The 25,160-nt window shown below is 56.7% G+C and carries 23 protein-coding genes; 21 read left to right on the forward strand and 2 right to left on the reverse strand.

All coding sequences use genetic code 11. The features are described 5' to 3' along the window. Positions 1 to 246: 246 nt before the first annotated feature. From ACYVIA_RS00085 to ACYVIA_RS00145, 13 genes are all read left to right on the forward strand, one after another. Positions 247 to 1,038: a GntR family transcriptional regulator gene (locus tag ACYVIA_RS00085; protein WP_460836681.1), complete on the forward strand. Its 792-nt coding sequence runs from the start codon at positions 247 to 249 to the stop codon at positions 1,036 to 1,038. Between the two features lie 137 nt (positions 1,039 to 1,175). Continuing rightward, entirely contained in the window at positions 1,176 to 1,586 is a 411-nt protein-coding gene (sdhC, locus tag ACYVIA_RS00090; protein WP_460836686.1) for a succinate dehydrogenase, cytochrome b556 subunit, read from the forward strand. Position 1,587: 1 nt separating this feature from the next. Next, complete coding sequence (gene sdhD / locus ACYVIA_RS00095) at positions 1,588 to 1,956, forward strand: succinate dehydrogenase, hydrophobic membrane anchor protein (RefSeq protein ID WP_460836689.1); 369 nt, start codon at positions 1,588 to 1,590, stop codon at positions 1,954 to 1,956. Between the two features lie 2 nt (positions 1,957 to 1,958). Next, the gene (sdhA, locus tag ACYVIA_RS00100; RefSeq protein ID WP_460836692.1) at positions 1,959 to 3,737 is read left to right on the forward strand and encodes a succinate dehydrogenase flavoprotein subunit; all 1,779 of its coding nucleotides are present in this window, start codon (positions 1,959 to 1,961) and stop codon (positions 3,735 to 3,737) included. 9 nt (positions 3,738 to 3,746) lie between these two features. Further along, positions 3,747 to 4,457 carry a succinate dehydrogenase iron-sulfur subunit gene (locus tag ACYVIA_RS00105; protein WP_460836695.1) on the forward strand — a complete coding sequence of 237 codons (711 nt, stop codon included), beginning with the start codon at positions 3,747 to 3,749 and terminating at the stop codon, positions 4,455 to 4,457. 103 nt (positions 4,458 to 4,560) lie between these two features. Beyond that, positions 4,561 to 4,830 (forward strand): FAD assembly factor SdhE, encoded by a 270-nt coding sequence (locus tag ACYVIA_RS00110; protein ID WP_460836699.1) that lies wholly within the window; start codon positions 4,561 to 4,563, stop codon positions 4,828 to 4,830. A 74-nt stretch (positions 4,831 to 4,904) separates the two neighbouring features. After that, on the forward strand, positions 4,905 to 6,218 hold the full coding sequence (gene gltA / locus ACYVIA_RS00115) for a citrate synthase (protein WP_460836704.1): 1,314 nt from the start codon (positions 4,905 to 4,907) through the stop codon (positions 6,216 to 6,218). A gap of 223 nt (positions 6,219 to 6,441) precedes the next feature. Then, positions 6,442 to 9,297, forward strand: coding sequence for a 2-oxoglutarate dehydrogenase E1 component (locus tag ACYVIA_RS00120; RefSeq protein WP_460836708.1), 2,856 nt, complete (start codon positions 6,442 to 6,444; stop codon positions 9,295 to 9,297). 60 nt (positions 9,298 to 9,357) lie between these two features. Next, positions 9,358 to 10,611, forward strand: a complete 1,254-nt coding sequence (gene odhB / locus ACYVIA_RS00125; protein ID WP_460836712.1) for a 2-oxoglutarate dehydrogenase complex dihydrolipoyllysine-residue succinyltransferase — start codon at positions 9,358 to 9,360, stop codon at positions 10,609 to 10,611. 91 nt (positions 10,612 to 10,702) lie between these two features. Beyond that, positions 10,703 to 12,130, forward strand: coding sequence for a dihydrolipoyl dehydrogenase (gene lpdA / locus ACYVIA_RS00130; protein ID WP_460836715.1), 1,428 nt, complete (start codon positions 10,703 to 10,705; stop codon positions 12,128 to 12,130). A 15-nt stretch (positions 12,131 to 12,145) separates the two neighbouring features. Next, positions 12,146 to 12,544, forward strand: a complete 399-nt coding sequence (locus tag ACYVIA_RS00135; protein WP_460836717.1) for a hypothetical protein — start codon at positions 12,146 to 12,148, stop codon at positions 12,542 to 12,544. A 187-nt stretch (positions 12,545 to 12,731) separates the two neighbouring features. Next, positions 12,732 to 13,829, forward strand: a complete 1,098-nt coding sequence (zapE, locus tag ACYVIA_RS00140; RefSeq protein ID WP_460836722.1) for a cell division protein ZapE — start codon at positions 12,732 to 12,734, stop codon at positions 13,827 to 13,829. A gap of 111 nt (positions 13,830 to 13,940) precedes the next feature. Further along, positions 13,941 to 14,612, forward strand: a complete 672-nt coding sequence (locus ACYVIA_RS00145; protein WP_460836725.1) for a hypothetical protein — start codon at positions 13,941 to 13,943, stop codon at positions 14,610 to 14,612. Between the two features lie 116 nt (positions 14,613 to 14,728). Here the strand turns inward: ACYVIA_RS00145 and ACYVIA_RS00150 are convergent, their stop codons facing one another. Continuing rightward, entirely contained in the window at positions 14,729 to 15,535 is an 807-nt protein-coding gene (locus ACYVIA_RS00150) for a PP2C family protein-serine/threonine phosphatase (RefSeq protein WP_460836728.1), read from the reverse strand. 251 nt (positions 15,536 to 15,786) lie between these two features. Between ACYVIA_RS00150 and ACYVIA_RS00155 the strand changes: the two genes are divergently transcribed. Next, on the forward strand, positions 15,787 to 15,987 hold the full coding sequence (locus tag ACYVIA_RS00155; RefSeq protein WP_460836731.1) for a YdcH family protein: 201 nt from the start codon (positions 15,787 to 15,789) through the stop codon (positions 15,985 to 15,987). A 44-nt stretch (positions 15,988 to 16,031) separates the two neighbouring features. Further along, a complete protein-coding gene (locus tag ACYVIA_RS00160; RefSeq protein WP_460836733.1) occupies positions 16,032 to 18,053 on the forward strand; it encodes an ATP-dependent DNA helicase in 2,022 nt (673 codons plus the stop codon). A 99-nt stretch (positions 18,054 to 18,152) separates the two neighbouring features. Here the strand turns inward: ACYVIA_RS00160 and ACYVIA_RS00165 are convergent, their stop codons facing one another. Further along, positions 18,153 to 19,133: an NADPH:quinone oxidoreductase family protein gene (locus ACYVIA_RS00165; RefSeq protein WP_460836736.1), complete on the reverse strand. Its 981-nt coding sequence runs from the start codon at positions 19,131 to 19,133 to the stop codon at positions 18,153 to 18,155. Positions 19,134 to 19,249: 116 nt separating this feature from the next. Here ACYVIA_RS00165 and surE point away from each other — a divergent pair, with 116 nt between their 5' ends. The 6 genes from surE (at position 19,250) to rlmD (ending at position 25,084) form a co-directional block, all read left to right on the forward strand. Continuing rightward, on the forward strand, positions 19,250 to 19,987 hold the full coding sequence (gene surE, locus ACYVIA_RS00170; protein ID WP_460836739.1) for a 5'/3'-nucleotidase SurE: 738 nt from the start codon (positions 19,250 to 19,252) through the stop codon (positions 19,985 to 19,987). Next, positions 19,984 to 20,859, forward strand: a complete 876-nt coding sequence (locus tag ACYVIA_RS00175; protein WP_460836743.1) for a protein-L-isoaspartate(D-aspartate) O-methyltransferase — start codon at positions 19,984 to 19,986, stop codon at positions 20,857 to 20,859. The genes surE and ACYVIA_RS00175 overlap by 4 nt, the downstream gene beginning before the upstream one ends. A 465-nt stretch (positions 20,860 to 21,324) precedes the next feature. Further along, entirely contained in the window at positions 21,325 to 21,870 is a 546-nt protein-coding gene (locus tag ACYVIA_RS00180) for a peptidoglycan DD-metalloendopeptidase family protein (protein ID WP_460836748.1), read from the forward strand. After that, positions 21,871 to 22,902, forward strand: coding sequence for an RNA polymerase sigma factor RpoS (rpoS, locus tag ACYVIA_RS00185; RefSeq protein ID WP_460836751.1), 1,032 nt, complete (start codon positions 21,871 to 21,873; stop codon positions 22,900 to 22,902). Continuing rightward, a complete protein-coding gene (locus ACYVIA_RS00190; RefSeq protein ID WP_460836758.1) occupies positions 22,899 to 23,669 on the forward strand; it encodes a 3'-5' exonuclease in 771 nt (256 codons plus the stop codon). The genes rpoS and ACYVIA_RS00190 overlap by 4 nt, the downstream gene beginning before the upstream one ends. 83 nt (positions 23,670 to 23,752) lie before the next feature. Beyond that, positions 23,753 to 25,084: a 23S rRNA (uracil(1939)-C(5))-methyltransferase RlmD gene (rlmD, locus tag ACYVIA_RS00195; RefSeq protein ID WP_460836761.1), complete on the forward strand. Its 1,332-nt coding sequence runs from the start codon at positions 23,753 to 23,755 to the stop codon at positions 25,082 to 25,084. Positions 25,085 to 25,160 lie beyond the last annotated feature (76 nt).

Consider the following 25,160-nt stretch of genomic DNA (forward strand, 5'->3'; position numbering starts at 1 on the left):
GAAAAAATCAGTAAGCCTGTAATAATACCGTCGAAAGCATGCGCGGTCACAGTCCGCACGCGGTTTGCACCGGATTTTGCTTCGGCGGAAGCGGGTGGCTGCGAGGCTTGCATCCTGCCAAAATTGTCAGCGAGTGTAGGGTGGCATGGCAGGTCTGTCAATGACTATCATATATCTTATATAAGACATATTAGTTAGCAGTTTTTGCTAGACGGCAACCGGGGTTTTATGGTGAAATCCTAGGTTATGAGCTCCACCCCGTCCAATCTGATCGTCAATGGTGTGCCTAGTGCAGGGACGGGGGTTTCTGCCTCTGGAAGTTCTCCTACATTCAGTCCCCTTTATCAGCAAATCAAGGCGCTCATTACTCAGAGCCTGCAGTCAGGCGAGTGGAAGCCCGGCGAGCTCATTCCCAGCGAAGTCGAGTTGGCCAATCGCTTCAAGGTCAGCCAGGGAACGGTGCGAAAAGCGATTGATGAGCTTGCTGCCGAGAACCTCGTGGTGCGCCGCCAAGGAAAGGGTACCTTTGTTGCCACTCACCATGAGGCGCGTGCGCAGTATCGATTCCTGCGATTGATGCCTGACGCCGGTGAGCCTCACTACGCCGATAACAAAATCCTTGAGGTTAAGCGCCTGCGTGCGCCTGCTGAGGTTGCGCGGCTTCTTGATATCAAATCCGGCGATTCCGTCATCTACATCAAGCGGGTGCAATCCTTCGATGGCACGCCGACGATCGTCGAGGAGTTGTGGCTGCCGGGTGTGATCTTCAAAGGGCTGACTGCGGAGCGCCTGATGGAATACAAGGGGCCCATGTATGGATTGTTTGAAACGGAATTTGGTACACGAATGATCCGTGCAACGGAAAAGATTCGTGCGGTCAGTGCCGACGAAGGTACTGCCGAACTGTTACATGTTGCTGTAAGCACGCCGCTGCTAAACGTGGAGCGTGTGTCGTACACCTATGGCGACAAGCCGGTGGAAGTGCGGCGCGGACTTTATCTGACCGATCGCCATCATTATCAGAACGACCTGAGTTGAAGCGGCTGGTGTGAGTTTGGCAATTGGGGATAGCCCCGCTTGACAAACAAAGAAAGTGCTCCCGGCGGTGGTGGGTGTTGGTATGCCGCATAAAATCGGCGAAAATTACGGGATTCTTAAGCCTGGGAGGTATTGTTATGTCTGAAGCCGTGAAAAAAAATCGGCGGCAATTTAATGTGATGACGTTTGCGGACACCGTTCACTATCGGCTTCCGCTAGCCGGTATCGTATCGATCCTGCATCGCATCAGCGGCATCCTGATGTTCCTGCTGTTGCCCTTCATTCTCTTCCTGCTCGATAAGAGCCTGACCTCCGAAATTTCCTTCGAATACCTCAAGGGGTTCACTTCGAGTCTGCTGGTCAAGCTGATCGTCCTGGGTCTCTCCTGGGCATATCTGCATCACTTCTGTGCTGGTATTCGCCACCTGTTCATGGACCTGCACATCGGCGTTGACAAGGACAGTGGCCGCAAATCGGCGGTCGGCGTGTTCGCTGTCAGCTTGTCCCTGGCGGCACTGGTTGCACTGAAATTGTTTGGAGTTTTCTAAAATGGCAAACAACAACATCGGACCGAAGCGCCTCGTCGTCGGCGCACACTATGGCCTGCGTGACTGGCTCGCGCAGCGTGTGACGGCCATCGTCATGGCGCTCTACACCATCATCCTGCTGCTCGCATTCTTGACCGGCAATATGGCGAGCTATGAAGCTTGGGCTGGCATGTTTGCTCAGCAATGGTTCAAGATCGCTACTTTCGTTACGTTCCTGTCGCTGTTCTATCACGCCTGGGTCGGCATGCGTGACGTCTGGATGGACTACGTCACCAAGTCGGTTGGTCTTCGCCTCGTATTTCAAGTTGCCACACTCCTGTGGCTGATCGGTTGTGCCGGTTGGGCGGCGCAGATTATCTGGAGAGCGTAATCGTGGTAGCAGTCAAACAATCCATTCCTGTCCGCCGCTTTGATGCGGTGATCGTTGGCGCCGGTGGTTCCGGCATGCGTGCATCGTTGCAGCTGGCTGAAGCCGGCTTGAACGTCGCAGTTCTGTCCAAGGTGTTCCCGACCCGTTCGCACACCGTTGCGGCGCAGGGCGGTATCGGTGCTTCGCTGGGCAATATGTCGGAAGATAACTGGTACTGGCACATGTTCGACACCGTCAAGGGTTCGGACTATCTCGGTGACCAGGATGCCATTGAATTCATGTGTCGTGAAGCACCGAAGGTTGTCTACGAGCTCGAGCACTTCGGCATGCCGTTCGACCGTAACCCGGACGGCACGATTTATCAGCGCCCGTTCGGCGGTCACACCGCGAACTTCGGCGAAAAGCCTGTCCAGCGCGCATGCGCAGCGGCAGACCGTACCGGTCACGCCTTGCTGCATACGCTGTACCAGCGTAACGTCCGTGCGAAGACGCACTTCTTCGTCGAGTGGATGGCAATTGACCTGATCCGCGATCAGGATGGCGACGTCCTCGGCGTGGTTGCGCTCGAAATGGAAACCGGCGACGTGATGATCCTCGAAGCGAAGACCACGCTGTTCGCCACCGGCGGTGCAGGGCGTATTTTCGCTGCGTCGACCAACGCCTTCATCAATACCGGTGACGGCATGGGTATGGCTGCACGCGCAGGCCTCCCGCTGCAGGATATGGAGTTCTGGCAATTCCACCCGACCGGCGTGTCCGGTGCGGGCGTGTTGATTACCGAAGGTGTGCGCGGCGAGGGCGGTATCCTGATCAACGCCAATGGCGAGCGCTTCATGGAGCGTTATGCGCCGACGCTGAAGGACCTGGCGCCGCGTGACTTCGTGTCCCGCTCGATGGACCAGGAAATCAAGGAAGGTCGCGGCTGCGGTCCTAACAAGGATCACGTGCTGCTGGATCTGCGCCATATCGGTGCGGATACCATTAAGAAGCGCCTGCCGTCGATTCTGGAAATCGGCCACAAGTTCGCCAACGTTGATGCGACCAAGGAGCCGATCCCGGTTGTTCCGACCATTCACTACCAGATGGGCGGTATCCCGACCAACATCAACGGCCAAGTTGTTGCACCAAAGAATGGCAGCATGAAGGAAGTCGTCAACGGCATGTATGCCATTGGCGAATGCGCCTGCGTTTCGGTGCACGGCGCGAACCGCCTCGGCACCAACTCGCTGCTCGACCTCGTTGTGTTCGGCCGCGCTGCCGGTAACCACATCGTTGCACAGAACCTGAAGCAGAAGAACCACAAGCCGTTGCCGGCTGATGCTGCCGAGCCGGCACTGTCCCGTCTGGCACGCCTGGAAACCAGCACCGGTTCCGAGCGTGTGCAGGATGTGGCGAATGCGATCCGTTCGACGATGCAGCAGTATTGCGGCGTCTTCCGTACGGACGAGCTGCTGCAAACCGGTCTGAAGAAAATCATGGAGCTGGACGAGCGTCGCAAGCACGTGGCGTTCAAGGACAAGTCGAAGGTCTTCAACACCGCGCGCGTCGAAGCGCTGGAGCTGGACAACCTGATCGAGACCGCCAAAGCCACCATCGTATCCGCCGCTGCTCGCAAAGAGTCGCGTGGTGCCCATGCGCACCGCGATTACGAGAAGCGCGACGACGAAAACTGGATGAAGCATACGCTGTGGTTCTCGGAAGGCAACCGCCTCGATTACAAGCCGGTCAATACCCAGCCGCTGACCGTTGAAACCTTCAAGCCAAAAGCACGTACTTTCTAAGGTAGGAACATGGCACGTACCCTTAAATTTCAAATCTATCGCTACGATCCGGACAAGGATGAGAAGCCGTACATGCAGGATCTGACGGTGACCCTGCAGGACACCGACAAGATGCTGCTGGATGCATTGCAGCGCATCAAGGCCGACGTGGACGATTCGCTGGCGTTGCGCCGTTCCTGCCGTGAAGGTGTTTGCGGCTCTGACGCCATGAACATCAATGGCAAGAATGGTCTGGCATGCACCACCAACCTCAACGAACTGACGGAACCGATCGTTCTGCGTCCGCTGCCCGGTCTGCCGGTCATCCGCGACCTGATCGTGGACATGACGCAGTTCTTCAAGCAGTATCATTCGATCAAGCCGTACCTGATCAATGACACTATTCCGCCGGAGAAAGAGCGCCTGCAGTCGCCGGCAGAACGCGAAGAACTCGATGGTCTGTATGAGTGTATCCTGTGCGCTTGCTGTTCGACCTCGTGCCCGTCGTTCTGGTGGAATCCGGACAAGTTCGTCGGTCCGGCAGGCCTGTTGCAGGCATACCGCTTCATCGCTGACAGTCGCGATCAGGCAACGAACGAGCGTCTGGACAACCTGGAAGATCCGTATCGCCTGTTCCGTTGCCATACCATCATGAATTGCGTCGATGTCTGCCCGAAGGGATTGAACCCGACCAAGGCAATCGGAAAGATCAAGGAACTCATGGTGCGTCGCACGGTGTAAGTGACTTCCAAGAGGCGGAGGCTTCTACGGCTTCCGCCTTATTTCCTGTGCCTTCCAGAGCGATTGTTCTTGTGGGCACATGAAATAGAGTGAATGAGGAATTATGTCCACCACCCACCAGGCTGATCCGGTAAAACGTGCGCGTTTGCGTTGGCGTGCCCGCCGTGGTTTGCTCGAAAACGATTTGATCGTGACGCGTTTTCTCGATGCGCACGAAACCAGTCTGACCGACGAAGAGGTCGATGCTTTTTCGCGTTTGATGGATTTGGCGGACAACGAATTGATGGACTTGCTTCTGGCACGCAAGGAACCTGTTGGCGATGTCGATTTGCCGCATGTTCATGCTTTGCTGGCGAGAATGCGTGCCGCTTGAGGCGGGCGTAACAGGTTTTTGTTTTTCGGTTTTTTTTCCAATCGACTCACCCCTCCTTACTAGAAGGAAGAGACATGACCAACTCTGAAACCAAGGCAACACTATCGTTCTCCGACGGTTCCCCGTCGCTGGACCTTCCGATTTACAAAGGTTCGATTGGCCCTGACGTCATCGATATCCGCAAGCTGTACGGCGCAACCGGCAAGTTCACCTACGACCCGGGATTCATGTCAACCGCAGCCTGCAATTCCTCGATCACCTACATCGACGGAGACAAGGGTGAGTTGCTGTATCGCGGCTATCCGATCGAGCAGCTCGCGGTTAACTGCGACTTCCTGGAAACCTGCTACCTGCTGCTGAACGGCGAACTGCCGAATGCTGCACAAAAGGAAAAGTTCGTCAGCACCGTGACCAACCACACGATGGTTCACGAGCAGATGCAGTTCTTCTTCCGTGGCTTCCGTCGCGATGCGCATCCGATGTCCGTGCTGGTCGGTACCGTGGGTGCACTCTCGTCGTTCTACCATGACTCCCTCGACATCAACGATCCGCATCACCGCGAAGTCTCGGCAATCCGCCTGATTGCGAAGCTGCCGACCTTGGTCGCAATGTCGTACAAGTATTCCGTCGGCCAACCGTTCGTGTATCCGCGCAACGACCTGTCCTACAGTGCCAACTTCATGCGCATGATGTTCTCCACGCCATGCGCGGAGTACAAGGTCAATGACGTGCTGGTTCGTGCGCTCGACCGCATCCTGATCCTGCACGCAGACCACGAGCAGAACGCCTCCACCTCAACCGTCCGTCTGGCAGGTTCTTCCGGTGCGAACCCGTTCGCCTGTATCGCTGCTGGTATCGCCTGCCTGTGGGGTCCGGCACACGGCGGCGCCAACGAGGCTGCACTGAACATGCTGGAAGACATCCAGCGTGAAGGCGGTGTCGAGCGTATTGGCGAGTTCATCGCCAAGGTTAAGGACAAGAATTCGAACGTCAAGCTGATGGGCTTCGGTCACCGCGTGTACAAGAATTACGACCCGCGCGCCAAGCTGATGCGTGAAACCTGCCACGAAGTGTTGAACGAGCTGGGCCTGCACGACGACCCGCTGTTCAAGCTGGCAATGGCACTGGAAAAGATCGCGCTCGAAGACGACTACTTCGTCCAGCGCAAGCTCTATCCGAACGTCGACTTCTACTCGGGCATTGTGCAGCGCGCACTTGGCATCCCGGTTTCCTTGTTCACTGGTATCTTTGCGATGGCACGTACCGTCGGCTGGATCGCGCAGTGGAATGAGATGATTTCCGACCCGGAACAAAAAATCGGTCGTCCGCGCCAGCTGTTCGTCGGCTCGCCCCGACGCGATGTGCCGCCGATGGGCAAGCGTGGTTAATTGTAGTAATTTGCAGCAAAAAAAAAGCGAGCCCCAGTGGCTCGCTTTTTTTTGACCAACATAAATATGCTATGCTTCCAATTCCAAAAAACTTGGTAACACTTCAGGTCGTCACGTAGCCCTTCCCCACAACTTGATGTGCGATCCGCTAACCGGTCAGGCCGTGTCGCGGAAGGTTTAATCAACCCGCTAATCTCGCGAAACGCGAAGAAAGGTGAGCAAGATGATGCAGCAGTACTTCTCCAACTCGTATCTGTTTGGAGGCAACGCACCGTACGTAGAAGAATTGTACGAGGCGTATCTCAACAATCCCGGATCTGTTCCCGATAACTGGCGCGCGTATTTCGACGCGATGCAGAACGTTCCCGCCGTCGACGGCACGAACAAACCCGACGTCGCTCACGCACCAGTCATTGCTTCGTTCGCCGAACGTGCCAAGCATGGCCCGATTCGCACAGTCACCGCATCTGCCGACGCTGAGATGGGCCGTAAGCGTGTCGCAGCAACACAGTTAATCGCTGCATATCGCTTCCTCGGTAACCGCTGGGCCAATCTCGACCCGCTGCAGCGCCAGGAACGTCCGATCATTCCCGAGTTAGAGCCAAGTTTCTACGGTTTCACCGATGCCGACATGGACACCGTGTTCAACATCAGCAACACGTATTTCGGCCCGGAAACCGCTTCGCTGCGTGACTTGCTCCAATCGCTGCGCGACACCTATTGCCGTTCGATCGGTGTCGAATTCATGTACATGAGCGATCCGGCACAAAAGCGCTGGATGCAAGAGCGTCTTGAATCGGTCCGATCGACTCCAAATTTCTCTGCCGACAAGAAAAAACACGTCCTCGAGCGTCTGACCGCAGCAGAAGGCCTTGAACGCTATTTGCATACTCGTTATGTCGGTCAGAAGCGCTTCTCGCTGGAAGGTGGCGAGAGCTTCATCGCCTCGCTCGACGAAGCGATCCAGCGTGCAGGCCAAAAAGGCGTGCAGGAAATCGTTATCGGGATGGCTCACCGTGGTCGTTTGAATGTGCTGGTCAATACCCTTGGCAAGATGCCGCAGGATCTGTTTGCAGAGTTTGAAGGCCGCCATGCAGACGATCTGCCCGCTGGTGACGTAAAGTACCACCAAGGCTTCTCTTCGGATATTTCTACCGCTGCCGGCCCGATTCATCTGTCCCTGGCATTCAACCCGTCGCATCTCGAGATCGTCAACCCGGTCGTTGAAGGTTCCGCCAAGGCGCGCATGGAGCGCCGTGGCGACAAGGATGGCTCGCAAGTGCTGCCGATCCTGGTGCATGGTGATGCGGCATTCGCAGGGCAGGGCGTTGTGATGGAAACCCTGAACCTTGCGCAGACCCGCGGCTACGGCACGGGCGGCACGGTTCATATTGTGATCAACAACCAGATCGGCTTTACCACCTCCGACCCACGCGACACGCGCTCAACGCTGTATTGCTCCGACGTCGTGAAGATGATCGAAGCACCGGTGCTGCACGTAAACGGCGACGATCCGGAAGCGGTTGTCCTCGCAACGCAGATTGCTATCGATTTCCGCATGGAGTTCAAGAAGGATGTGGTTGTCGATATCGTCTGCTTCCGCAAACTGGGCCACAACGAGCAGGATACGCCGGCGCTGACGCAGCCGCTGATGTACAAGAAGATCGGCCAGCACCCTGGCACCCGCAAACTGTACGCTGACAAGCTGGCAACGCAGGGAACCATTACCGCCGACACCGGCGACGCAATGGTCAAGGCTTATCGCGACGCGATGGATGCCGGCAAGCATACGGTTGACCCGGTCATCTCCAATTTCAAGAGCAAGTATGCGGTCGACTGGATGCCGTTCCTCAACCGCAAGTGGACCGATGCCGCCGATACGGCAGTCCCGCTCGCCGAGTTGAAGCGCCTTGCAGAGCGCATTACCACGGTGCCGGAAGGCTTCAAGGTGCATCCGCTGGTCGAGAAAGTACTGGCTGACCGCGCAGCAATGGGCCGTGGCGAAATGAACCTCGACTGGGGCATGGGCGAACACCTCGCGTACGCCTCGCTGGTTTCCTCCGGCTATACCGTTCGCCTGACCGGACAGGACGCCGGCCGCGGCACCTTCGTGCATCGTCATGCCGTCCTGCACGACCAGAAGCGCGAGCGTTGGGACGCCGGCACCTACATCCCGCTGCAAAACGTGTCCGAGAGCCAGGCACCGTTTACTGTGATTGACTCCGTGTTGTCGGAAGAAGCTGTCCTCGGCTTCGAATACGGCTATTCCACCGCTGAGCCGAACACGTTGACGATATGGGAAGCGCAGTTCGGTGACTTTGCCAACGGTGCGCAGGTCGTGATCGACCAGTTCATCAGCTCCGGTGAAGTGAAGTGGGGTCGTGCATCCGGCCTCGTGATGATGCTGCCGCACGGTTATGAGGGCCAAGGACCTGAGCACTCGTCCGCGCGTCTAGAGCGTTACCTGCAGCTGTGTGCAGACAACAACATGCAGGTGGTACAGCCGACCACTGCCGCGCAGATTTTCCACCTGCTGCGCCGCCAGATGATCCGCCTGTTCCGCAAGCCGCTGGTGATCGCAACGCCGAAGTCGCTGCTGCGTAACAAAGATGCAGGTTCGCCGCTGTCCGAACTGGTCAAGGGTTCGTTCCAGACCGTCATCGGTGAGGTGGACGAGAAGATCGATCCGAAGAAGGTCAAACGCGTACTGGCCTGCTCAGGCAAGGTGTATTACGACCTGGTCAATGCACGCAAGGAGCGTGGCGCTTCCGACGTCGCGATTATCCGTATCGAGCAGCTGTATCCGTTCCCGCACAAGGCATTTGCCGCCGAGCTCAAGAAGTTCCCGAACTTCACCGAGCTGGTGTGGGCGCAGGACGAGCCGCAGAACCAGGGACCGTGGTTCCAGATCCAGCACAACATCTTCGAGAACCTCGAAGATGGCCAGAAGCTGGCCTATGCAGGCCGTCCGGCCAGCGCATCGCCTGCCGTCGGTTACTACGACAAGCACTATGCGCAGCAGAAGGCATTGATCGAGACCGCGTTCTCGAAGCTCAAGGGCTTCGTCCTGACCAAATAAAGACCCGACGGCGCGCTAGAAGCTGGCGCGCCGCACGAACAACCCGAAACGGAGAGTTACATGGCAATTATCGAAGTCAAAGTTCCGCAACTGTCGGAATCCGTCGCAGAAGCAACCCTGCTGCAGTGGCACAAGAAAGTGGGCGAAGCAGTCGCCCGTGACGAAAACCTGATCGACATCGAGACTGACAAGGTCGTGCTCGAACTGCCGGCACCTGACGCTGGCGTGATTGTCGAAGTCATCAAGGGCGACGGCAGCACCGTCGTCGCTGGCGAAGTGATCGCCAAGCTGGACACCGAAGCAACCGCAGGTGCCGTTGCCGCACCGGCTGCAACTCCGGCACCCGCTGCTGCACCGGCTCCGGCCGCCGCTGCGCCTGCACCGGCAGCATCCAGTGCTGCCGCCGGCATCGCGATGCCCGCCGCCGCAAAGATGCTTGCAGATAACAACATGTCGGCCGGCCAGGTGGCTGGCACCGGCAAGGATGGCCGCGTGACCAAGGGCGACGTCATCAACGCACTGCAGACCAAGCCGGCCGCTCCGGCACCTGCCGCCGCCGCACCGAAGCCCGCGCTTCAGCAAGTGGCTGCACCGGTCAGCGTGAACCTGGCGAACCGTCCGGAAGAGCGCGTGCCGATGAGCCGCCTGCGTGCGCGTATCGCAGAACGCTTGGTGCAATCGCAATCGACGAACGCCATCCTCACCACGTTCAATGAAGTGAACATGCTGCCGGTCATGGAACTGCGCAACAAGTACAAGGACAAGTTCGAGAAGGAACACGGCGTCAAGCTCGGCTTCATGTCCTTCTTCGTCAAGGCTGCCGTTGCTGCACTGAAGAAGTACCCGATCCTGAATGCTTCCGTAGACGGCAATGACATCGTCTACCACGGCTACTTCGACATCGGTATCGCTGTCGGCTCGCCGCGTGGTCTGGTTGTGCCTATCCTGCGCGACGTTGACCAGATGACGATCGCCGAGATCGAGAAGAAGATCGCCGAATTTGGCGTGAAGGCGAAGGACGGCAAGCTGACGCTGGAAGAACTGACCGGCGGCACCTTCTCCATTTCCAACGGTGGCGTGTTCGGCTCCATGCTGTCCACCCCGATCATCAACCCGCCGCAATCCGCCATTCTCGGCGTCCATGCGACCAAGGACCGCGCCGTCGTCGAAAACGGCCAGATCGTGATTCGCCCGATGAACTATCTGGCGATGTCCTATGACCACCGCATCATTGACGGCCGCGAAGCCGTCCTTGGCCTGGTCGCGATGAAGGAAGCGCTGGAAGATCCGGCGCGCCTGTTGCTGGACCTGTAAGAGAAATGATCTGAAGTCAGGCGCTCACGGAGTACGGAGGAATCCCGCTCCGTGAGCGTTGTCTATTCTGCGGAAAAGATAGGTTACGAAAATGGCGAAAAATTTTGATGTGGTTGTCATCGGCGGCGGCCCCGGTGGCTATATCGCAGCGATCCGCGCTGCACAACTCGGCTTCAACACGGCCTGTATCGACGAATGGAAGAATGAAAAGAACGGTCCGGCACCGGGTGGTACATGTACCAACGTCGGCTGCATTCCGTCCAAGGCGCTCCTGCAGTCCTCCGAACATTACGAGCATGCTGGCCACGCTTTTGCCGATCACGGCATTGAGGTCAAAGGCCTCGGCATGAATGTCGGCCAGATGTTGGCCCGTAAGAACACCATCGTCAAGCAGAATAACGATGGCATCCTGTACCTGTTCAAGAAGAACAAAGTAACGTTCTTCCATGGCCGCGGTTCGTTCGTGAAGGCTGGTGCAGAGGGTTACGAAATCAAGGTTGCCGGCGCAACGGAAGAAGTGATCACCGGCAAACACATCGTTGTCGCGACCGGCTCCAACCCGCGTGCATTGCCGAACGCGGCATTCGACGAAAAACTGATCCTGTCCAACACCGGTGCACTCGCGATTGACGCCGTGCCGAAGAAGCTGGGGGTGATCGGTGCAGGTGTCATTGGTCTGGAAATGGGCAGCGTGTGGCGTCGCCTCGGTGCAGACGTCACCGTGCTCGAAGCATTGCCTGCCTTCCTCGGCGCTGTTGACGAACAGATCGCGAAAGAAGCGCACAAGCTGTTCGTCAAGCAGGGCCTCGCGATCAGCCTCGGCGTGAAGATCGGTGCGATCACTCCGGGCAAGAAGGATGTCACGGTTGAATACACTGATGACAAGGGCAATGCGCAGAAGGCCGTGTTTGACAAGCTGATCGTCTCCATCGGCCGGGTCCCGAACACGATCGGCCTGAACGCCGAAGCCGTGGGTCTCAAGACCGACGAGCGCGGCTTTGTCGTGGTTGATGGCGACTGCAAGACCAACCTGCCGAACGTCTGGGCGGTGGGCGACGTGGTCCGCGGTCCGATGCTCGCCCACAAGGCAGAGGAAGAAGGCGTTGCCGTTGCAGAGCGTATTGCAGGCCAGCATGGGCATGTGAACTTCAACACAATTCCGTGGGTCATATATACATCCCCGGAAATTGCCTGGGTTGGCAAGACCGAGCAGCAGTTGAAGGCCGAAGGCATCGCATACAAGGTCGGCACATTCCCCTTTATGGCAAACGGTCGTGCGCGCGCGCTTGGCGATACGTCGGGCATGGTGAAGTTCCTGGCCGACGCCAAGAGCGATGAAATCCTCGGCGTGCATATCGTCGGTCCGATGGCATCCGAGCTGATTTCGGAGGCAGTCGTCGCTATGGAATTCCGCGCGTCTGCAGAGGACATCGCACGGATTTGCCATGCACATCCGTCCTTGTCGGAAGCGACCAAGGAAGCTGCGCTTGCGGTCGACAAGCGCTCGCTCAACTTCTAACTCCCTGGAGTCGTCATGCGCCACTTGATCTTGTTGCTTTCACTTGCGCTTGCTGCATGTGCAACGACTGGGTCGAGTGGCGGCAACATTTCGATCGAAACGACCTCCCGCGGCCAAGCTGTCACTGGCGCCAATTGTGCGGTCAGTACTAATGCTGGCAGCTGGAATGTGATAACACCGGGATCGGTCAATATCGGCGGTGCGAGTGGCGACTTGCGGGTGGTTTGCCAGAAAGAGGGCTATCGCACCTCCGAAATGGTTTTCCGGCCATCAAGTCCGTTTGGCTCCAGCGTCGGCCTCGGCGTGGGCGGAGGCGGAGGTAATGTCGGAGTCGGTGTCGGCTTGAGCTTTCCAATCAGTCTTGGGGGCGGCACCTATCCATCACGGGTGACAGTTGATCTGAATCCCCAGTGAGCGGGCGGCAGAAAGACCTCTAACGCGACGAATCCACCCTTTAAACAAGGCATAATCTCAAGCAATTGTCCTTGGAGTTGTGGTTCAGCATACTTCGGGCGAGCATGACTCGCCCGTTTTTATGCCTTCTCTAAAACGGCCATAGCCCATCAATGATTGCATTAGTAGCAACGGTTGAAGATACGATATGAACGTACAGGAGTTCTATGAGCATGCGCTGGCGCAGCGCGGATACAAATCCGATGAGGCCCAGCTTCGTGCTGTCGAACGGTTGCAACAGGCGTATGAAGACTGGCGTGCGTACAAGGCAAGACGTTCCAGCAAGCTCAAGAAGCTGATCAATCGCCCGGAGGTTCCTCGCGGTGTGTACATGTGGGGAGGTGTCGGGCGTGGGAAGTCATTCTTGATGGACAGCTTCTATTCCGTTGTTCCTGTCGTTCGCAAAACACGCCTGCACTTTCACGAGTTCATGCGCGGTGTCCATCGCCAGCTCGACGAGTTGAAGGGCGTTGCCGACCCACTTGACGAGGTCGCACGGCGAATCGCAAAAAAATATCGCCTGATCTGCTTCGATGAATTCCATGTGTCGGATATCGCCGACGCGATGATCCTGTACAACCTGCTCAAAGCTTTGTTCGACAACGGTGTCTCGTTCATCATGACGTCGAACTACGCGCCCGACACGCTCTATCCGGACGGCTTGCATCGGGACCGCATCCTGCCAGCCATCGCGCTGTTGAAGGAAAAGCTCGATGTCATGAATGTCGACGCCGGACTGGATTACCGTAAGAGAGCGCTTGAACAGGTGGAGGCTTACCATACGCCACTTGGGGCGGGGGCAGATCAGGCGTTGCGCAATGCGTTTGCAAGCGTTGCCGAAACAGCGGACGAGGATCCGCATATCCATATCGAGTCGCGGGAAATCCGGGCGTTACGCCGTGCAGGCGGCGTCGTTTGGTTCGACTTTGCGACCTTGTGCGGCGGGCCGCGTTCGCAAAATGACTATCTCGAGATTTCGAGCCGTTTTCACACGGTTATCCTCTCTGGCGTCCCGTGCATGTCGGCGTCCATGTCATCCGAGGCGCGCCGCTTTACCTGGCTTGTCGACGTTCTGTATGATCACAAAGTCAAGCTCTTGATGTCGGCAGAAGTCGAGCCGGAAAAGTTGTACACCGAGGGTGTGCTCTCAAATGAATTTCACCGGACGGTATCGCGCATTATCGAAATGCAGTCCTCGGAGTACATGCAAAGCGAAAGGCGCGATGTCGCAGAATCCATTGCCTGATCCGACAACTCCTTCCCATTTTCCCCAATGACTGCCACACGTCGAACTGAACAGAACACGAATCTCGCGTTTGTGCCCCGCTGCGCGCTCCTTGTGGCATGCCTAACGGCATTGCATTCAAGCCCGGCAATCTCGCAACAGGTGTCGCCGGAAGGTATTTCGAAAGATGCATCAACTGCTATCGTTGAGCGCTATCCCGCTGGTTCGATCAAAATGGTGGAGGGCGCTGATGCAGCGTTGGCAGACGTCGGGCGGGAACGTGACGCAGTCGAGGCACGTTTCTCAGCCGAAGAACAGGCATGTCATCCCAAGTTCTTTGCTACCTCATGCGTGGAACAAGCGAAAGAGCGTCGACGCCAGGCACTTGCGAAACTGCGCAAGGTCGAGCTTGAGGCCAATGCATTCAAGCGACAGGATCGTGCCCAAGAACGGGATAAAGCCCTAGCGGAGCGACAGGAACAAGCCGAAGCCGACCGCCTGGAGCGGGAACGTGCATTGCGGGAAAAACCTGCGGAATCGAAGGGTGTTCCTCAACACGAGAAACGCATCACTGAACGGAGTGCGCCGGCAATTTTCCCTGACCGTGTTGCAGAACACGAGGCGAAGATGCAGCGCTTACAACAGGAGGAACTGGCTGGCGAGAAGAGGCGTGCGGAGAAAGTAGCAGATTACGAAAAGAAGGTGAAGGCGGCGCAGGAACGACAAAGAAAAGTCGCCGAACGGAAAGCAAAAAAGGAGGCGGAGCAGCGTGCCAAGCAGGCAACTCAGCCTGGCGGGCAATAAATCTGTTTTCACCTCTGCAGAATTCATCATTACCTGCCCGCGCCATTGGTCGCTTGTCTGGAGCGCAGGTCGGCCGACATAAAGCGGTTTTCAGCTCGGCTTTCTTGCCTCGTCTCTCACACCGCGCGCTTCATCTTGGTCGCAGTGTAATCCTTGGTTTCCTGTGGGGGCTCGACGAGCTTCACGATCGCCAGGGTGCAGTTATCGCCCGTACCGTCCACAGCACGCTCGCGAGCCTTGTTGATCAGGAACTCCGATGCATGGCGTGGCGTGTTCATTGCGATGGCAACGCCTAGTTCGGCTTCGGTGAAATAGTGCCAAAGCCCATCCGAGCAGAGCAAGAACGAATCACCGATCTTGAGTCCGTCATAGCGGCGCAAGCTGACCTGGGGTTCGTTATCGTGCGAGCCGAGCGCACTGACGAGCACGTTCGAGAGATGGTGATGCTGCGCCTCTTCACGGGAAAGCTTGCCTTCCTTGACGAGCATTTCGACATACGAGTGGTCGATTGTTCGTTCTGCAAAGTTTGGCCCATCAAAGCGATATAAGCGCGAATCGCCAACATGTGCCCAGACAGCGCGCCTGTCTGGTGTGATCACGAGAATGACGAGTGTGCTATGCGGTTTCTTTTCAGAGGAAATCGCAGTCAGTTTAATGATGGTGTGCGCATCGCGAGCAATTGCCACCAACATTTTCTCGACGTCTTCGGTCTGAGGTGAAAACAAATCGAACGCCTGCTTTGCGGTACGGATCACCTGTTCAGCTGCAAGTGCACCGCCGCTCAGTCCGCCCATACCGTCAGCGACGACTGCCATTACATAGCCCAGGGCTCTTGGTGCAGCAAAGAGCGCTACGCGGTCTTGCTGTTCCTTCCGGTCGCCAATATGTTGGCCTGTGCCGGCATCTATCCTGTAATGGGTCATAGGTTGGGATCGGTTAACCTGATGTGGGGCAAAATTATTGCACGCATAACACGAAGCGATTCTCGTTGTAGACCTTTGTTACATTTCTAAGCTGAAGAAATGGAATCACCGATTCGCCTTGAAACACGGCGCGTTGCACATGCACTTCAAGATTGCATTCTATCGGAAGGACGTGATTGAATCGGCGCCCCCGCTATACGTGCTTATGTTTCGCTCTTAGAATATAGCCTATAGCCTTGATTTAACCAATTATGATCCCCACCGAAGATATTCAGCGCAGAATAATCGAGCTGGAAGTTGAACATCGCGACCTCGACGCCGTGATTGAGCTCCTTACCCGCGATGCGCTGTATGATGAACTCCACTTGCGGCGCTTGAAGAAGCGCAAGCTGCAGCTCAAGGATCATATAATCTTGTTGAAGATGCAACTGGTCCCGGATACTCCCGCCTAATTTTTAGATCATGGGGATTCCATCTCCCCTAATCGCCAACCGCTTTGACAGACAACACCGTATCACCTTCGGGCCCACAGATTAACCGCGACGCCGATATCGAGCAGCTATTTGATGCAGAAGGACCGCTTAGCCAGGCAGTCAGCGGCTTTCGGCCTCGACAATCACAGACCGAAATGGCGAAGGCTATTGCATCGGCGATTTCGAACCAGCAGACCATCATTGCCGAAGCGGGGACCGGCACAGGAAAGACATTCGCTTATCTCGTACCGGCGCTGCTTTGGGGGGGCAAAGTCATCCTTTCGACCGGTACGAAAAACCTGCAGGACCAGCTGTATCTGCGTGACATACCTACCGTCCGCAAAGCATTGCGGGCGCCGGTCTCGGTAGCGCTTTTGAAGGGGCGTGCGAACTACGTTTGCCACTTCCATCTCGAACGCACGTTGCAGAACGGGCGATTGACTTCGCGCGATGATGTCGGCTACCTGCGCGAGATATCTCGCTTCATCAAGACCACCAATACCGGGGACAAGGCGGAGCTATCCAAGGTGCCGGAATCGGCGCCGGTGTGGAATCTCGTTACATCGACGCGCGATACCTGCCTTGGATCGGAGTGCCAGTATTATCAGGACTGCTTCGTCATGAAGGCACGCAAGGAGGCACAGCAGGCGGACGTCGTCGTGGTGAACCACCATCTGTTTTTCGCCGACGTTGCCTTGAAGGATACGGGTGTCGCCGAGTTGCTTCCTTCCGCGAACACGGTCATCTTCGACGAGGCGCATCAACTGCCTGAAACAGCGACGCTCTTCTTCGGAGAAACGGTATCGACGTCGCAGGTACTGGAGCTTTGCCGGGATGTGCTGGCGGAAGGGTTGGCACATGCACGGGACGGCGCAGACTGGGCCAAGCTCGTCGCTCCAGTCGAACGCGCAGCTCGGGATCTACGCCTCGCTTTTCCACAAGATATCGTCCGCCTTTCGGTCAGCCAGATTGCCCCCTCCAGTGCATTTTTTCCGACGCTGGAGAGGCTGCAGGATGAACTGCACGCAATGATTGCGGTGCTCGAGAAGCAGGCTGAGCGAGCAGAAACAATCGAGCAATGCCGTACACGGGCAATCGAACTGGCAGATAAGCTCTCAGCGTGGGATAGTGCGCAGTCAGCGGACCCCGAGAAGGTGGGGCCCGGACAGGAGCGGGTTCTGTGGGTCGAGGCATTTACCTCATCACTGCAGCTGCACCAGACACCTTTGTCTATTGCGCCGATATTCAGCAAGCAGCGCGAGGGTTCGCCGCGGGCGTGGATCTTCACGTCCGCCACGCTCGCAGTGAAGAATGACTTTAACCATTACACCTCGCAGATGGGGCTGTGGAACGAGCCTGCGCAGTCCTGGCCCAGCCCCTTCGATTATGGCAAGCAGGGCCTGCTGTATGTGCCGGACAACCTCCCGCAGCCCAATGCCGTCAACTTCACGGATGCAGTGATCAATGCGGCATTGCCGATGATCGAGGCGTCCGGTGGGCGCGCCTTCTTTTTGTGTACTACATTGCGAGCCGTGAATCGTGCCGCCGAAAGACTGCGCGAGGAGTTCGAGAAGCGGAAATTGCCGTTTCCGTTGATGGTGCAGGGCGAGGCCGGCCGGACTGAATTGCTTGACCGTTTTCGTGCAGCGGGAAATGCGGTCCTCATCGGAAGCCAGAGCTTTTGGGAAGGCGTCGATGTGCGGGGAGAAGCGCTCTCTCTGGTCATCATCGACAAGCTGCCCTTTTCGCCCCCAGACGACCCGGTGCTCGCTGCGCGCATCGAGGCGCTTGAGAAGAAGGGGTTGAACGGCTTCGTGCATCACCAGCTGCCGGAGGCGATCATCAATCTGAAGCAGGGCGCTGGCCGGTTGATTCGGGATGAAGAGGATCGAGGCGTGCTGATGATATGTGATCCGCGACTGATCTCCAAACCCTATGGGCGGCGAATATGGCAAAGCCTGCCGCCCTTCAAGAGAACCCGTGAAGCTGCGGTGGCAGTGGCCTTCTTCAAGGATGCGGAGATCGATGCGGGTAATGCTATGTAGCGTCTGGCAGGATGTTGTTACGATTTTGCGCGCCTCTCCTGCAGGGCGACTGCAGGAGAGCGTTGAGCAGTGCTGAGATGGGTGGCAGTTTGGTTATTTCTATTTCTGCGGTTGGATAACGACTTTGCCCGTCACTTTGCGTGCCGCCATGTCATTCAACGCGCGTGGCGTGTCGGCCAGGGCATAGCGGCCGGAGATATGCGGCTTGATCTTGCCTTCTGCCATCCAGGTCATCAGCTCACGCATGGCCGCCAGATTAGCCTTGGGCTCCCGCTTGGCGAACTCGCCCCAGAATACACCGACAATCGAAGCTCCTTTTAGCAAAGGCAGATTAAGTGGCAGCTTCGGAATCTCGCCATTCGCAAAACCGATTACCAGGTAGCGGCCACGCCATGCAATGGAGCGGAATGCCGGCTCTGCATAAATGCCGCCGACAGGATCGTAAATGACATCAGGGCCTTTGCCTGCGGTTGCCTCCTTGATGGCTTCACGCAGGTCTTGCGTGCTGTAGTTGATCGTCACATCTGCACCATGCTGTTTGCACACAGCCAGTTTCTCATCGGAGGATGCTGCGGCAATGACCCGTGCGCCGAGCGCCTTGCCGATCTCGATCGCCGCCAGTCCAACCCCGCCAGCGGCGCCGAGGACCAGCATGGTCTCGCCGGCTTTCAGCTGGGCTCGGTCGGCGACGGCGTGATGCGAGGTTCCATAGGTGAGAGTCACTGCAGCGGCAGTATCGAAGTCGAGGCCGGGTGGCATTGGCATCAGCATCTTTGCCGGTACGGCGATTTGCTGAGCAAACGCGCCTTGGCTGACAAATGCCAGAACCTTGTCACCCGGCTTGAACTGTGTAACGCCTTCACCGACTGAGCGGATCACGCCCGCAAGTTCGCTGCCGGGAGTGAAGGGGAGTTCGGGTTTGAACTGGTACTTGTTTTGAATGATCAGGACATCAGGAAAGTTGACGCCTGCCGCTTGTGCGTCGATCGCTACTTCACCGGGGCCGGGTACAACGTCAGGCAACTCCTCTACAACCAGCGTATCGGGTAATCCCCAGGATTTGCAGAGGATAGCTTTCATGGTGTCTCCTTCGGTGTGTGGTTTATAAAAAAGAACGGTCGTTTTATTCTAGGCAGATGCCGCAGAATGTCAATATCTTCGCAGGACGGCAATATCGCTTCGGTTAAAATTCCTCCATGAAAATTCTCGTTAGTAACGATGATGGTTACCTTGCTCCAGGCATCATTGCCTTGGCCGAAGCATTAAGACCAATTGCCGACATTGTTGTAGTGGCGCCAGACAGCAACCGCTCCGGCAGTTCAAATTCCCTGACGCTGGATCGACCGCTTTCTGTTTATCGTGCCGATAATGGTTTCTATTTTGTCAATGGTACGCCTTCGGACTGTGTGCACGTTGCACTGACGGGCGGAATCGCCTTCAAGCCCGACCTGATCGTGTCAGGAATCAACCAAGGGCAGAATATGGGCGACGACACGCTGTATTCCGGCACTGTCGCGGCCGCGACCGAAGGGTTCTTGTTCGGTATTCCCGCCATCGCGTTCTCGCAGGTCGAAAAAGGTTGGGTGCACGTTGACGCCGCCGCGCGCATTGCTCGGGACTTCGTCGAGCGCGGCTTCCAAATGTTGGCCAAGCCGTATTTGCTGAATGTAAATATTCCAAACCTTCCTTATGATCAGATCAAGGGCGTGAAGGCGACCCGCTTGGGCAAGCGCCATGAATCCGAGGCGGTGATCAAGTCACTGGACCCGCACGGACGCGAGATTTTCTGGATAGGGCCTGCCGGCAAGGCAAGGGACGCTGGCGAGGGAACGGATTTCCATGCCGTTGCAGACGGGTTTGTCTCGATCACCCCCCTTCAGGTTGATCTGACTCACACAGCACAACTGGAGTTGCTGAAGAAGGGCTTCGCATGAGCGGCGGCGACAAGCGTTTTCCATTACCGTTGTCGTCCGTGGTTGAAAGCTCCGGCAGGAAGACGACGTCTAATGTTGTCTCCCCCGGCAAGATCGCCACACCTCAAACGGCAACGCAAAATGCTGCACAAAGCGGGGCACGATTGCCATCTACGCACGACTCCAGGCACAGGCAGGCGATGGCGCAATCGTCTTCGCAAACAACTTCGACTTCATCGCGTCCCATGCCGCTTGTTTCCGACGCCGTCCGCTCCGCAATGGTGGCACGTGTCGCGAAGCAGGGAGTTAAAGACGTGAAGGTACTGGCCGCCCTGGAAGCTGTGCCGCGCCATATGTTCGTCGAGTCCGGTTTGTCGAGCCAGGCCTATATCGATGCTTCCCTGCCCATCGGGCACCATCAGACCATCTCCCAGCCTTATATCGTCGCGCGAATGATTGAAGTTATGCGCGCCAATGCCAATGGCGGCGCATTGAACAAGGTGCTGGAGATCGGCACGGGTTGTGGCTATCAGGCTGCTGTTCTGTCCCTGGTGGCCAAGGAGGTGTATTCAATCGAGCGAATCAAGCCATTGCATGAACTGGCGAAGGCGAATTTGCGCCCGCTGCGTATTGCGAATATCCGTCTGCAATACGGAGATGGTATGCTTGGCCTTCCTCAGGTGGCGCCGTTCGACGGTATTATTCTGGCCGCGGCCGGACTCGAAGTCCCGCAGGCCTTGCTTGATCAAATGAGTATCGGCGGAAGACTGGTGGCTCCGGTCGGGGCTCGCCATCAGGTCCTGCAGCTCATTGAGCGCGTAAGCAAATTCGAGTGGACGAATACCACTTTGGAAGATTGTCATTTCGTACCGCTGCGACCCGGGGTGATCTAAGGGGACTCCGGGCTGGAATGAGTTCCGGTTAGAGCCGCCAAAACGATTAATAGTATGAGAATGAGAAAAGTACGCTTGGTATTTCTGGCGGTTCTGCCTGCCATGTTCGCTGCATGTACTGTGACTCCGCGCCAAGCGGCGCCAGTTGTGGACCGCACGGCCGGTGCGAAGTCCGCCGAAGCGGCGCGCAGTGCAGCTTCCGCTGCTGCTCCCAAGCAGGCGGATGCGCGCGGATATTACATAGTCAGGAAGGGCGATACGCTTCTGCAGATTGCTCTCGATTTCGGCCAGAACTATCGCGATCTCGTCGTCTGGAATAACCTCGCCAACGCAAACGACATCAAGGTTGACCAGGCACTGCGCGTCCTGCCGCCGGAGGGAGCTGCGCAGACCGGAAGCATCGCTACTTCTTCGGGCGTTGAAGTGAGGCCGTTGTCACCCGGTGCGCCCGCTGCCGGCAATGTATTGAACAAATCCGGACCACGCGGAGACAAGCGCCCCTATTCGGCAGGCACACTGGCAGAATTGCAAAAAACCGATCCAAACGGCGGGGCGGCTGCGACATCGAATGCATTGCCGAAACATGATCAGCCCAAGGCTGTCGAAAAGGCGCCGGAAGCGCCTACGGCGACGGCCCCGGACGAGGACGGCATCTCCTGGATGTGGCCGGCCGAAGGCAAAGTAATTTCCGCATTTAGCGAAGGCAAGAGAGGTATCGATATTGCCGGCAAGATGGGGCAGCCGGTGCTGGCGGCAGGAGCAGGAAAAGTCCTGTATGCTGGAAGCGGCATCCGTGGGTATGGCAATCTGGTTATTGTCAAACATTCCAATAATTTGTTGTCCGCCTACGCGCATAACAAAACCATCTTCGTGAAAGAAGATCAAAGTGTCAGCAAGGGACAAAAAATTGCGGAGATGGGAAACTCCGATACGGATGAGGTAAAACTGCATTTCGAGATTCGCCACCAAGGAAAGCCAGTCGATCCATCAAAATTTCTGCCAAACCGTTAAATGAATCGTACGCCCCACGATCCAATCGATGATGAAACACCTTCGGACGACCTGACCGAGGATATTCCGCTCAGTGGCGCCGATGACGCTGGCGATGGGTTGGTGGATGACGTCGACAATGCCGAGCGTGGTAACGGATCAGTGGTATCTGGGGCGGATCCGGTAGATGAGCTGAAGACGGTACTTGCCGCAGAATTGTCGACCGATACGACACAGCATTACCTGAACCAGATCGGTGCGCGCCCGTTGCTGAAGGTTGAAGAAGAAATTCACTATGCAACGCTGGCAAAGCAAGGGAATTTCGAGGCGCGCCAGAAGATGATCGAGCATAACCTGCGCCTGGTTGTGTCGATTGCAAAGCATTACATCAATCGTGGCGTTGTGTTGCTGGACTTGATCGAGGAAGGCAACCTCGGCCTCATGCGTGCGATCGACAAGTTCGAGCCGGAGCGCGGTTTTCGCTTCTCGACCTATGCGACATGGTGGATTCGCCAGAGCATTGAGCGCGCAATCATGAACCAGGCGCGCACGGTGCGATTGCCCGTGCACATGGTGCGTGAGCTGAATCAAATCCTTCGTGCTAAATATCATCTGGAAGCGCAGCACCACGACGGTAAGGATGCAACCGCCGAAGACATCGCCCACCTTGTCGACAGACCGGTTGAGGATGTACAAGATATCCTTGCCCTTTCGGAACACGCAACGTCGCTGGATGCCCCGCTTGATAATGATCCGCAGGCCAGCCTGATGGACATGCTGCCCGGAGATGTCGAGGATGGCCCGGATTCGCGCGCGGAACACCATGAAATGACGATACTGGTGCGCGATTGGCTGAAGAAACTTCCGGACAAGCAGCGTGTGGTCATTGTTCGCCGCTTTGGCCTGGACAACGATGATCCGGCCACGCTGGAGGAATTGGCGGCGGAGATGAGTGTTACGCGCGAACGCGTGCGCCAGATTCAGCAAGAGGCATTGGTCAAACTCAAGCGTGCATTGACTGCCAAAGGCGTCGGCAAGGACGCATTACTGTGATCCCCGTACTGGTATTCGACATCGAGACGATTCCCGATGTGGCAGGACTGCGCGTCCTGAATGGCTATGATTCCGTAATGACTGATTCCGAAGTCGCGGCAGCGGCATTTGCAGCTCGGCGCGAAAAGAGCGGCTCGGATTTTCTCCAGCATCATCTGCATCGTATCGCCGCAATCTCCTGCGTATTCCGCGACAACGAAGGATTTCGTGTCCGTTCGCTGGGCAGTCTAGAGGATCACGAATCGAAGCTCATCAATGACTTTTTCCGAATCATTGACAAGTACACTCCGCAGCTGGTGTCATGGAATGGCGGTGGCTTCGACCTGCCAGTGCTGCACTACCGGGCAATGATCAATGGCGTAACGGCGTCCCGTTACTGGGAAATGGGCGACGAAGACCGCGACTTCAAATGGAACAACTACCTGAGCCGGTACCACACGCGCCACCTCGACCTGATGGATCTGCTTGCGCTGTATACCGGAAGGGCAAATGCGCCATTGGATGATCTCGCAAAGTTGTGCGGATTTCCCGGCAAGCTGGGCGTAGATGGATCGCAGGTCTGGACCTTGTACCAGGAAGGCCATTTGAACGAAATTCGTGACTACTGCGAAACGGACGTCGTCAACACTTACCTCGTTTATTGCCGTTTTCAGCTTATGCGCGGCGCCATGACGAAGGCTGCCTACGAAGAAGAAGTTTCCCTGGTACGCTCGTCCCTGGCAAGGCTGGACGGATCGCACTGGCAGGAATACCTTGCCGCATGGTAGTCTGAGCGCGTTTTTCAGCCCACCTCGAGCTCTACTTCCCGTTTTTCGGGAGTTGAACGCTCGGTAATTCAACAAGATTTCTTATGCAGCACAATACGATCGTTATTGAATCCCTCGACATGGAAGGTCGGGGTGTTGGTCATTTGCACAACGAGGACGGTACGCCCGGCAAGGTGATTTTTGTCGAGGGTGCATTGCCGGGTGAGCGCGTCAGCTATCAGTCGTTCCGGAAAAAACCGAAGTGGGAAGCTGCGACGATGACTGAGTTGCACCGCGAATCCTCGCTACGGGTAAAGCCGCGGTGCGAGTATTTCGGCGTATGCGGTGGGTGTGCGATGCAGCACCTCGAACCGTCTGCGCAGGTCGCAATGAAGCAGCGCGTGCTTGAGGATAACCTTTGGCACCTTGGTAAAGTGCGCGCCGAAACAGTGATGCGGCCGATTTTCGGGCCGACCTGGGGCTATCGCTATCGGGCACGGCTGTCGGTGCGCAACGTCCAGAAGAAGGGCGGCATACTGGTTGGTTTCCACGAGAGGAAATCATCGTATATCGCAGACATGAAGACTTGCGAGATTCTGCCACCCCATGTCTCAGCCATGCTCGTGCCGTTACGGAAGCTGGTGGAGTCATTGAGCATTTTCGAACAGATGCCGCAGATCGAGCTGGCTGTAGGCGAGGATGTGACTGCGCTGGTTCTGCGCATCATGGCGCCTCTGACTGTTGATGATGAGGACAAGCTGAAGGTGTTTGCGGATGTGCATCGCATCCAATGGTGGTTGCAACCCAAAGGGCCAGACACCGTTTATCCGTTCTATCCGACAGATGTGCAATTGCATTACGCATTGCCGGAGTTCGGGGTAAAGATGCCCTTCAAACCCACTGATTTCACTCAGGTTAACCACCATATCAATCGCGTTCTGGTCGCACGTGCGCTGAGTCTGTTGGATGCGCGACCCGATGAGCGTGTGGCAGATTTGTTCTGCGGACTCGGGAATTTCACGCTACCCATCGCTACGCAAGTGCGGGCAGTGGTTGGCATCGAAGGGAGCACTGCGCTGACGGAGCGCGCCATGGAAAATGCGCGCTCCAACGGGCTGGCTGAGAAAATGACGTTCTATTGCCGCAACTTGTTCGAAGCGACAACGGAGGATTTCGTTGCGCTTGGCAAGTTCGACCGCATCCTCATTGATCCGCCGCGCGAAGGTGCAATTGCAGTTTGCCAAGCTATTGCAGGCCTTGATCCGGCAATGAAACCCAAGCGTATCGTTTATGTTTCCTGCAATCCATCTACGCTGGTGCGTGACGCCGGTTATCTTGTTCACCAAGGTGGCTATGCCTTGAAACAAAGCGGTGTGGTGAACATGTTCCCGCACACGGCACATGTCGAGTCGATGGCTGTATTTGACCTCGAATAGTAACGATTCCCGGAAATCCGTGAAGAACCAAAAAAAGCCGACCTTGCTACAGGTCGGCTTTTTGTTTTTCGTGTGA

It is taken from the genome of Noviherbaspirillum agri (assembly GCF_054780595.1).

Bases quoted from the DNA above. Each gene is read 5' to 3' on its own strand.
- ACYVIA_RS00085 (WP_460836681.1), top strand. From the start codon at position 247: ATGAGCTCCACCCCGTCCAATCTGATCGTCAATGGTGTGCCTAGTGCA.
- sdhC (WP_460836686.1), top strand. From the start codon at position 1,176: ATGTCTGAAGCCGTGAAAAAAAATCGGCGGCAATTTAATGTGATGACG.
- sdhD (WP_460836689.1), top strand. From the start codon at position 1,588: ATGGCAAACAACAACATCGGACCGAAGCGCCTCGTCGTCGGCGCACAC.
- ACYVIA_RS00105 (WP_460836695.1), top strand. From the start codon at position 3,747: ATGGCACGTACCCTTAAATTTCAAATCTATCGCTACGATCCGGACAAG.
- ACYVIA_RS00110 (WP_460836699.1), top strand. From the start codon at position 4,561: ATGTCCACCACCCACCAGGCTGATCCGGTAAAACGTGCGCGTTTGCGT.
- gltA (WP_460836704.1), top strand. From the start codon at position 4,905: ATGACCAACTCTGAAACCAAGGCAACACTATCGTTCTCCGACGGTTCC.
- ACYVIA_RS00120 (WP_460836708.1), top strand. From the start codon at position 6,442: ATGATGCAGCAGTACTTCTCCAACTCGTATCTGTTTGGAGGCAACGCA.
- odhB (WP_460836712.1), top strand. From the start codon at position 9,358: ATGGCAATTATCGAAGTCAAAGTTCCGCAACTGTCGGAATCCGTCGCA.
- lpdA (WP_460836715.1), top strand. From the start codon at position 10,703: ATGGCGAAAAATTTTGATGTGGTTGTCATCGGCGGCGGCCCCGGTGGC.
- ACYVIA_RS00135 (WP_460836717.1), top strand. From the start codon at position 12,146: ATGCGCCACTTGATCTTGTTGCTTTCACTTGCGCTTGCTGCATGTGCA.
- zapE (WP_460836722.1), top strand. From the start codon at position 12,732: ATGAACGTACAGGAGTTCTATGAGCATGCGCTGGCGCAGCGCGGATAC.
- ACYVIA_RS00150 (WP_460836728.1), bottom strand. From the start codon at position 15,535: ATGACCCATTACAGGATAGATGCCGGCACAGGCCAACATATTGGCGAC.
- ACYVIA_RS00155 (WP_460836731.1), top strand. From the start codon at position 15,787: ATGATCCCCACCGAAGATATTCAGCGCAGAATAATCGAGCTGGAAGTT.
- ACYVIA_RS00165 (WP_460836736.1), bottom strand. From the start codon at position 19,133: ATGAAAGCTATCCTCTGCAAATCCTGGGGATTACCCGATACGCTGGTT.
- surE (WP_460836739.1), top strand. From the start codon at position 19,250: ATGAAAATTCTCGTTAGTAACGATGATGGTTACCTTGCTCCAGGCATC.
- ACYVIA_RS00175 (WP_460836743.1), top strand. From the start codon at position 19,984: ATGAGCGGCGGCGACAAGCGTTTTCCATTACCGTTGTCGTCCGTGGTT.
- rpoS (WP_460836751.1), top strand. From the start codon at position 21,871: ATGAATCGTACGCCCCACGATCCAATCGATGATGAAACACCTTCGGAC.
- rlmD (WP_460836761.1), top strand. From the start codon at position 23,753: ATGCAGCACAATACGATCGTTATTGAATCCCTCGACATGGAAGGTCGG.